This is a genomic window from Sphingomonas sp. (genome assembly GCF_048594985.1).
Classification (GTDB): domain Bacteria; phylum Pseudomonadota; class Alphaproteobacteria; order Sphingomonadales; family Sphingomonadaceae; genus Sphingomonas_I.
The window spans coordinates 1-8,713 of the sequence record NZ_JBMDXG010000084.1; the positions used below are offsets into that span (position 1 = coordinate 1).

At 67.7% G+C, this 8,713-nt stretch carries 7 protein-coding genes; 6 read left to right on the plus strand and 1 reads right to left on the minus strand.

Annotated features, from left to right (window positions below; translation table 11 throughout):
* From ACOJSF_RS03025 to ACOJSF_RS03050, 6 genes are all read left to right on the plus strand, one after another.
* Positions 1 to 240, plus strand: a 240-nt coding sequence (locus ACOJSF_RS03025) for a hypothetical protein (RefSeq protein WP_420140753.1), incomplete at its 5' end; no start/stop codon positions are given.
* 55 nt (positions 241 to 295) lie between these two features.
* Positions 296 to 2,521, plus strand: a complete 2,226-nt coding sequence (locus tag ACOJSF_RS03030) for a TonB-dependent receptor (RefSeq protein WP_420140754.1) — start codon at positions 296 to 298, stop codon at positions 2,519 to 2,521.
* A 4-nt stretch (positions 2,522 to 2,525) separates the two neighbouring features.
* Positions 2,526 to 3,575, plus strand: a complete 1,050-nt coding sequence (locus tag ACOJSF_RS03035) for a DUF1611 domain-containing protein (RefSeq protein WP_420140755.1) — start codon at positions 2,526 to 2,528, stop codon at positions 3,573 to 3,575.
* Positions 3,563 to 4,681 (plus strand): hypothetical protein, encoded by a 1,119-nt coding sequence (locus ACOJSF_RS03040; protein WP_420140756.1) that lies wholly within the window; start codon positions 3,563 to 3,565, stop codon positions 4,679 to 4,681. Before ACOJSF_RS03035 ends, ACOJSF_RS03040 begins: the two co-directional genes overlap by 13 nt.
* Positions 4,678 to 6,255: a serine hydrolase gene (locus tag ACOJSF_RS03045; RefSeq protein ID WP_420140757.1), complete on the plus strand. Its 1,578-nt coding sequence runs from the start codon at positions 4,678 to 4,680 to the stop codon at positions 6,253 to 6,255. The genes ACOJSF_RS03040 and ACOJSF_RS03045 overlap by 4 nt, the downstream gene beginning before the upstream one ends.
* A gap of 22 nt (positions 6,256 to 6,277) precedes the next feature.
* Positions 6,278 to 8,239 (plus strand): serine hydrolase, encoded by a 1,962-nt coding sequence (locus ACOJSF_RS03050; protein WP_420140758.1) that lies wholly within the window; start codon positions 6,278 to 6,280, stop codon positions 8,237 to 8,239.
* 15 nt (positions 8,240 to 8,254) lie between these two features.
* On the opposite strand, the gene ACOJSF_RS03055 is transcribed toward ACOJSF_RS03050, so the two are convergent.
* On the minus strand, positions 8,255 to 8,713 hold a 459-nt coding region (locus ACOJSF_RS03055), incomplete at its 5' end, for an Lrp/AsnC family transcriptional regulator (protein ID WP_420140759.1).

Here is an 8,713-nt window from a genome sequence, read left to right on the forward strand (position 1 = left end):
TATTATGTCGGGGTGAACATCGGCGGCTTCCTTGCGCCGCTGATCTGCGGAACGCTGGGCGAACTGTATGGCTGGCATTGGGGGTTCGGCGCGGCGGGCCTCGTCGGCACCTTGTGGAGCCGGACATCGCACGGCCTTTTCTTCCTGCTGCTCGCCGGCCTCGCCGCATCCGCGGCATTGCTGTTGCGACAATTAGACGGTCGCGCACAGAAAGTGCTTCGCCAAGCCGAGATAGGTTGACAATTTTCTGAATAGGACGAAAATTTCTGTCGTTGCACGTAATGAGGGTGGGACGATGCGCGCTTCTCGTCAGATACAATCCGTTGCCGGCATCATCGCCGGGCTCCTGATCGCGAATGCCGGGCTGGCCCAGGCGGCCGAGCGGGCGGCGACGCAGCCGGGGGACATCATCGTGACCGCGCAGAAGCGCGAGGAGACGCTGATAGACGTTCCGCAATCGGTGTCGGTGGTCAGCGGCGACACGCTCGAGCGGCAGCAGGCGACCAACTTCAAGGATTATCTGAAGCTCGTTCCCGGGCTCCAGCTCAACCAGTCCACCCCCGGTTTCGGCCGGCTCGTGCTGCGCGGCGTGAACACCGGCGGCGTCGCTTCGACCGTCGCGGTCTACCAGGACGAGACGGTGTTCGGTTCGTCGAGCGGCCTCGTCAACGGCGGCATCCTGGCGGGCGACTTCGACACGTTCGACATCGCCCGGATCGAAGTGCTGCGAGGGCCCCAGGGCACGCTCTATGGCGCCAACGCGCTCGGCGGCATCCTGAAGTTCGTGACCAACGCACCCGATCCCACGAAGGTCGAGGCGCGCGTGCGCGGCAGCGTCGAGGGCGTGGATGGCGGGCAGGCATCCTATATGGGCAGCGCGGTCGTGAACCTGCCGCTCAGCGAAACGCTGGCGCTGCGCGCATCCGGTTTCTACCGCGACATCGGCGGCTTCATCGACTCGATCGGCACCGGCGGTTCGGATGTCGACAAGAACATCAACACGTCGAAAAATTATGGCGGCCGGGTGTCCGCTCTGTTCAAGCCGAGCGCCGACTTCTCGATCCAGCTCAGCGCCTATCTCCAGAATATCGACGTCAACGGGTCGGACTCGGTCGATTCGGATCCGGCGACGGGCCGCACGCTGTACGGCCGGCTCAGCCAGTCGCAGTTCGTGCCCGAATTTAGCGACATCCGCTATCGCGTCTATAACGGTGTCCTGAACTACGATTTCGGCTTCGCCAGCGTTGTCTCCTCGACCAGCTACAGCACGCTCAAGCAGAATTTCCGCGTGGATCTCACCCCGTCCTATGGAGTGATCGTCGAGCAGGCATTGGGCGTGCCGAACGACTTCTATCAAGATCAGACGACGCGCGTCCGCCGCTTCACGCAGGAAGTGCGGCTGCAGTCGCCGGCCGACGACGTGTTCGAATGGCTGGTTGGCGGCTATTATACCAATGAAAAGGGGCTGATCGATCAGTTGCTGATCGCGGCGACGCCGGGGACGGTGACGCCGGTGCCGGGGCTGCCGCTGCTCGGCTCGGCTCGGGCGCCGTCGCGCTATCGCGAATATGCCGGCTTCGCCAACGCCACGGTCCATTTCGGTCCGCGCTTCGACCTGACCTTCGGCGGCCGTTACAGCCATAACAGCCAATGGTCCGATCAGGCGTCGGACGGGGCGCTCGTCGGCGGCGAGACCATCCTGCCGCGCGCGCGCTCGTCGGAGAACGTCTTCACCTATTCGGTCTCGCCCAAGTTCAAGATGAGCGACGACGCGTCGGTCTATGCGCGGGTCGCCAAGGGCTTCCGCCCCGGCGGACCCAACACCCTGCCGCCCAACGCGCCCGAAGCGCTGCGGACCTATGATTCGGACTCGCTGGTCAGCTACGAGCTGGGCTTGAAGGCACAGACGCCCGATCGCTTCTTCTCGATCGACGCCTCCGTCTTCCACATCGATTGGAAGGACATTCAGGTCTATGGGGTCGTCGACAATTTCGGCCTCAACTTCAACGGCGGCAAGGCCAAGAGCGACGGCTTCGAATTCACCGCCACGGTTCGTCCGACGCCCGGGCTGTCGGCCTCGGTCAACGGCGCCTACACCGACGCCAAGCTGAAGGACGACACGCCCCCGGAGGTCGGCGGGCTCGACGGCGACCGTCTGCCCTACACGCCCAAGTTCAGCGTGGCCGCGAACCTCGATTACGAATGGACGCTCGCCACCGAGACCGAGGCCTATGTCGGCACCTCGCTGCGGCACGTGTCGCAGGCGACGGCGACATACAATGCGGGACTGCGCGCGGAGAATGGGCGCCAGCCTTACGTCCGCGGCTACGAGGTTCTGGATCTGCGCGCCGGGGTCGAGTTTGGGCGCTATTCGGTCGAAATCTACGCCAAGAACCTCACGAACGTCGCCGGCAAGACCTCGCTCGATCAGGGCGTGCCGCCCAACCTGCCCTTCGCGGCATCGGCGGCGGGCGTCATCCGTCCGCGCACGATCGGCGTGACCGTCGGCGCGGGCTTCTAGGCCGATGGCCGATCTGGCCTCCCCGGCAGAGACGGGCGTCGCGGTCCATACGCTGCCCGCGCCCTATCTGCTGTTCCTGGGCGACACGACCGAGGCGGGCTTTGCCAAGACCGCCTTCGGCCTGCGCGACTGGGCGGGAGAGAGGTGTATCGGGGAACATGCCCTGCCAGCGGCGACGGTCAGCGTCGGCCTGCCCGCGATGGGCCCGCGCGAGGCGGCGGCAAAGGGCGCGCGCGCGATGGTGATCGGCGTCGCCAATCCCGGCGGCGTCATTCCGCCATCATGGATGCCCGCGCTGATCGAGGCGCTGGAGGCAGGGCTGGATCTCGTCGCCGGCATGCACACGCGCCTGGCCGACATTCCCGCGCTGGCGGAGGTAGCGGCGCGCGGCACGGCGCGCCTGATCGATCTGCGCGTGCCCCCCGCCCGCCTGCCCGTCGCGAGCGGGCGCAAGCGCACCGGACGGCGGCTGCTGACCGTTGGCACCGACTGCGCACTCGGCAAGAAATATACCGCGCTCGCCATCGCGCGTGGATTGGCCGAATCCGGCACGTCCGCCACCTTTCGTGCCAGCGGGCAGACGGGCATCATGCTCGCGGGCGAAGGGATCGCGATCGACGCGGTGATCGCCGATTTCGCATCGGGCGCGGCCGAACTACTGAGTCCCGATACCAACTCCGCGCATATCGATGTGATCGAGGGGCAGGGTTCGCTGTTCCACCCTTCCTATGCGGCGGTGTCGCTGGCGCTGCTCCACGGCAGTCAGCCCGACATGTTCGTCGTGTGCCATCAGCCGGGGCGGACTCGGATTCTCGGGCATCCGCAGTTCCCCGTTCCGCCGATCGAGGCGGTGATCGAACAGACGGTGATGCTGGGACGACTGACCAACCCCGAAATTCGCTGCGTCGGCATCAGCCTGAACACATCGGGCATGGAGGCGGGGGCCGCCGAGCGCGAGATCGCGGAGACGGAAGCGCGCCTCGGCATGCCGACGGCGGATCCGATCCGCGGCGGCGACGCATTCCGGCGGCTGCTGGCTTCGTGCCACTCCTGAGCGACCGCGCTACGGACCGGTTCCGCCGGTTCATCCTCCCGGGCCTCGCCTTCAAGGCGGTGGTGATCGGCGGCGGTTACGCCACCGGGCGAGAGATCGCCGAATTCTTCCTCCCCGCCGGTCCATGGGGCGGTCTCGCGGCGATGCTGCTGGCGACGTTGATCTGGGGCGCGGTCGCCGCCGCCACCTTCCACTTCGCGCACATGACCGGGGCGCGTGATTACCGGACCTTCTTCAAGGCGCTGCTCGGGCGCGGCTGGTTCCTGTTCGAGGCCGCCTACGCCCTGTTCATTGTCGTGATCCTCGCGGTGTTCGGCGCGGCGGCGGGCGCGATCGGCGCGGCGACGCTCGGACTTCCGCCGCTCGTCGGCACGCTTGCGCTGATGGCGGCGATCGTCGCCTGCGTCGCGGCGGGCAATGCGGGGGTCGAACGCGTCTTCGTCTGGGTCTCGGTCCTGCTCTACGCGACCTATGCCGCCTTCCTCCTGCTGGCGCTGACGACCGTGGGGGATCGAATCGCGCACGCCTTCGCCATGGCGCCGCCGCCCGCGCCGGACTGGCCGCTCGGCGGCATCGTCTATGCCGGCTACAATATCGTCGGCGCGGTGATGATCCTGCCGGTCACCCGCCACTTCCGCTCGGGCCGCGACGCCGTGATCGCGGGTGCGATCGCCGCCCCGCTGGCGATGGCGCCCGCCCTGCTGTTCTTCATCGGCATGACCGCCTTCCTGCCCGATATCGCCAGCGCGGTGCTGCCGTCGGATCACATGCTCGTGCGGCTCGGCCATCCGGCCTTCCACCTGCTCTTCCAGGCGATGATCTTTGCCGCCCTGCTCGAAAGCGGCAGCGGTGCGGTCCATGCGGTGAATGAGCGCGTCGCGCATGCGCACGGGCGGACGGCGCTGTCCCCCGCCCTGCGCGCGCTGGTCGCACTGGCGCTGCTGGCGCCGTGCATGCTGCTGGCCGACCGCGTCGGCCTCGTAACCTTGATCGCCTCGGGCTACCGCCTGCTCGCCTGGCTGCTGATCCTGATCTACGTCCTCCCTCTCCTGCTGGCGATCCTGCTGCCACGCATGCGGGCGGCCAACCGGCTGGAACACTCATGACGAAACGCCTGCTTCTCCCGCTCCTCTGCGCGGCTACGATCGGCGCGCCGCTGGCCGCCGCGCCGCCGCGCAATTTCGACGCGCGGGTCGAGGCGTTGCGCCGCGCGTCGGGGACGCCGGGCATGGCGATCGCGATCGTCGAGGACGGCAAGGTGACGCTCGCCAAGGGCTATGGCGTCCGTAAGCTCGACGCGCCCGAGAAGGTCGATGCGGACACCGTGTTTATGATCGGATCGACCGCGAAGGCGATGACGTCGGCCGCGCTCGCCACCTTGGTCGATGCCGGCAAGCTCGGCTGGGACGATCGGGTGATCGATCACCTGCCGGCTTTCCAGATGTACGATGCCTGGGTCACGCGCGAAATCACCGTGCGCGACCTGCTCGTCCACCGCAGCGGCCTCGGGCTCGGCGCGGGCGACCTGCTCTATATTCCGCGCGGCAGCTATTCGCGTGAGGAGATCATCCGCCGCATCCGGCATATCGCGCCCGCCACCAGCTTCCGGGGTGGCTATGCCTATGACAACATCCTCTACCTCGTCGCCGGGCAGTTGGTCGAGGCGGTCAGCGGGCAGACGTGGGAAGATTACGTCCGCGCACACGTCTTCGCGCCTGCCGGCATGACGCGCGCGATCGACGAGGAGGCGCGCTTCTTCGCCGAACCCAATCGCGCGCAGCCGCACGCGCGGTTCGGCGGCCCGGTGCGCGGGGTGGGCCCGATGCGCATGCTGGACGAGCGTGACCGCCTGCCGCAGGCATCCGCGCCCGCCGGCCTGATCGCCGCGAGCGGGAACGACATGGCGCGCTGGCTTCAAGTCCAGCTTGGCGAGGGCGCGGCGCCGAATGGCCAGCGCGTCTATAGCGAGGCGCAGGCGCGCGAGATGTGGGCGCCCGTCACGCCGATGCCGATCACGCCCGTGCCCGCGCCGGTCGCGGAGACCACGCCGACCTACCAGGCCTATGCGCTCGGCTGGCAGGTGCGCGACTATCGCGGCGCGCGGATCATCTGGCATGCCGGCGGACTGTTCGGGTCGACCTCGATGGTCGTGCTGATCCCCGAAAAGAAGGTCGGCTTCGCGATCGAACTCAACAGCGAGGAGCCGGCGCCGCGCCACGGACTGATGTACGAACTGCTCGACCATTATCTCGGCCTGCCCAAGCAGGACTGGCCAAAGCGTTTCCAGGCCTATGCCGACGCGCGCTTCGCGGGCGCGCAGGCCGCCGTCGCACAAAGCAAGGCCGTGGCCGCCAAGGTCGGCCCCTCGCTTCCGCCCGCCAGCTATGCCGGCCGCTACGTCGATCCCTGGTATGGCGCGATGGCGATCGGCGCCGATGCGCGCGGCCTGACGGTCGATTTTACGCCCACGCCGGGGATGAAGGGGCGGCTGGAGCATTACCAGTACGACACCTTCATCACACGTTTCGACGATCCGGGGATCGAGCCGGCTTTCCTGACCTTCGCGCTCGATGCGGAGGGCAAGGTGGCCACAATCACGGCCCGGCGCGTGTCGCCGATCGCCGATTTCAGCTTCGACTATCAGGACCTCCGCTTCACCCCCGAACGCCCGGCCGAATGAGGCCAAGACTGGAGACGGCTCCATGATCCGCAGACTGTGCCTCGCTTTGCTGGCCGCCGCGACCGCGCACATGGCGGTGCCCGCGCAGACGCCCCCTGCGTCTCCCGCCGTGCCCCCTGCCCCCCAGTCGGACAATCAGCCCGGCTTGGCGACGCCGACGCTGGACGCGCGTGACGTGGGCGCCTGGCTCGACGGCTACATGCCGGCGGCGCTCAAGCAGGGGAAGATTGCGGGCGCGCAGGTCGTCGTCGTCAAGGACGGTCAGGTCATAGCGCAGAAGGGCTATGGCTTCGCCGACGTCGCGGCAGCCACGCCGATGGATCCGACCCGATCGATGATGCGCATCGGCTCGACCTCGAAGCTCTTCACCTGGACGGCGGTGATGCAGCAGGTCGAGGCAGGGCGGATCGATCTCGACGCCGACGTCAACCGCTATCTCGATTTCAGGATCACGCCCCGCTCGGGCCGAGCGATCACCATGCGCGACCTGATGAACCATCGCGCCGGGTTCGAGGAGGGGCTGAAGGACCTTCTCGCGACCGATCCCAAGCGGCTGAAGACCAACGAGCAATATCTGAAGCAGAATATCCGCCCGCAACTGTTCCCGTCCGGGACCGTGCCCGCTTACTCCAACTATGGCGTGGCGCTTGCCGGCTACATCGTCGAGCGTGTCTCGCACGAGCCGTTCGACGCCTATGTCGAACGCCACATCCTGGCGCCGCTGGGCATGCGCCGCACCACCACGCGGCAGCCGCTTCCCGGCGCCTTCTCCGCCTTCATGTCCAAGGGCTATACGCAAAGCGACGCCGCGCCGAGCAAGTTCGAGCTGGTCACCACCGCCCCGGCCGGCAGCGTCAGCGCGACCGGCGCGGACATGGGCCGCTTCATGATCGCGCTGCTCCAGCAGGGGCGGCTGGGCGATACGCGCATCCTCCGGCCCGAAACCGCCCGCCTGATGTTTCAACCCACCTTCGCCGCCCCGGCGGGCTTCGACACGATGGCGCACGGTTTCTTCCACGGCCGGCGCAACGGGCGGCTGGTGGTCGGGCATGGCGGGGACACGATCGTCTTCCACACCGACCTGAACATGCTGCCCGAGGAGAATGTGGGGATCTTCGTCAGCTTCAACAGCCGGGGCGCCGACAATTCGGTCTACGGTGCGCGCGAACGCCTGTTCGACCTGTTCATGGATCGCTACTTCCCCGCGCCACGCACGCCCGCCCGCCCCGCGATCGCCGACGCGGCCGCGCATGCCGCCGCTATTGCGGGCCGGTACGAAAGCTCGCGGCGGGTCGAAACGGGCTTCATCAGCCTGTTCTACCTCATCCAGCAGGATCAGCTGGTCGCCAACGAAGACGGCACGGTCAGCCTGTCGTCGATCGAGGACAAGAAATTCCGCGAAGTCGTGCCCGGCCTATGGCGCGAGGTCGGCGGCGCGCGCCAGCTGCTGGTGACGCAGGTCGGCGGGAGGCGCGCCATTATCGACAGCGCCAACCCGGTCGGAATCCTGCAGGCGGTGCCGCTCGCGCGCAACGCCGTGGTCAATCAGTTGATCGCCGTCCTGTCGGTGATCGTGCTGATCGCGACGCTGATCGCCTGGCCCGCGTCGGCGTGGCTGAGGAGGCGCTACAAGCTGCCGACGCGCCTGACCGGGCAAGCGGCGCGTGTCCGGCTGGCGACGCGCGTGGCCGCCGCCGCCGACCTCCTCTATCTGGGCGCCTGGTACACCGTGCTGGCGCCGATCCTCCAAAACCGGGTCGACGCCTACAATGACGGGCTCGACGGCTGGATCAGGGTCCTTCAGGTCGCCGCCTTGGTGCCGGTCCTCGGCGCAGCCGTCGGCCTCTGGAATGCGGCGCTGGCGTTTCGCGACCGGCGCGGCTGGGGCGCGGTGGTCCGCAGCGTGATCGTCGCGCTGGCGCTGCTCGGCATCGTCTGGATCGCGTGGATGGGCCGGCTGATCGGCTTCGACCTCAATTACTGAGCCAGCGCGCGCCACTCACACCGGCAGGACGGTCGTCGACTTGATCTCCGACAGGGCGACGGTGGACACGACCTCCTGCACGCCGGGCAGGCGCGAGAGCTTGTTGAAGAAGAAGCGTTCGTACGCCTCGATATCCTCGGCGACGACGCGCATCAGGAAATCGACCGGTCCCATCAGGACGTAGCATTCGAGTACCTCGGGGAAGCCCCGGATCGCATCCGCGAATTCGTCGAGATGCGCGCGGCCATGCGCGTTCAACTTCACCTGCGCGAACACATGCGCGTTGAGCCCGACGCTGCGCCGGTCGAGCAGCGCGACGCGCTTGCGAATGATCCCGTCGCGCTCCAGCCGGTCGATGCGTCGCCAGCAGGGCGATGGCGACAGGCCCGCGCGCTCGGCGATCGTGGCCGTCGACAGGCTGGCATCCTCCTGCACGATCCGGAGGATGCGTCGTTCGGCGTCGTCCAATTGCAC

Coding starts and splice junctions, on each gene's coding strand:
- ACOJSF_RS03030 (WP_420140754.1), top strand. CDS start 296: ATGCGCGCTTCTCGTCAGATACAATCCGTTGCCGGCATCATCGCCGGG.
- ACOJSF_RS03035 (WP_420140755.1), top strand. CDS start 2,526: ATGGCCGATCTGGCCTCCCCGGCAGAGACGGGCGTCGCGGTCCATACG.
- ACOJSF_RS03045 (WP_420140757.1), top strand. CDS start 4,678: ATGACGAAACGCCTGCTTCTCCCGCTCCTCTGCGCGGCTACGATCGGC.
- ACOJSF_RS03050 (WP_420140758.1), top strand. CDS start 6,278: ATGATCCGCAGACTGTGCCTCGCTTTGCTGGCCGCCGCGACCGCGCAC.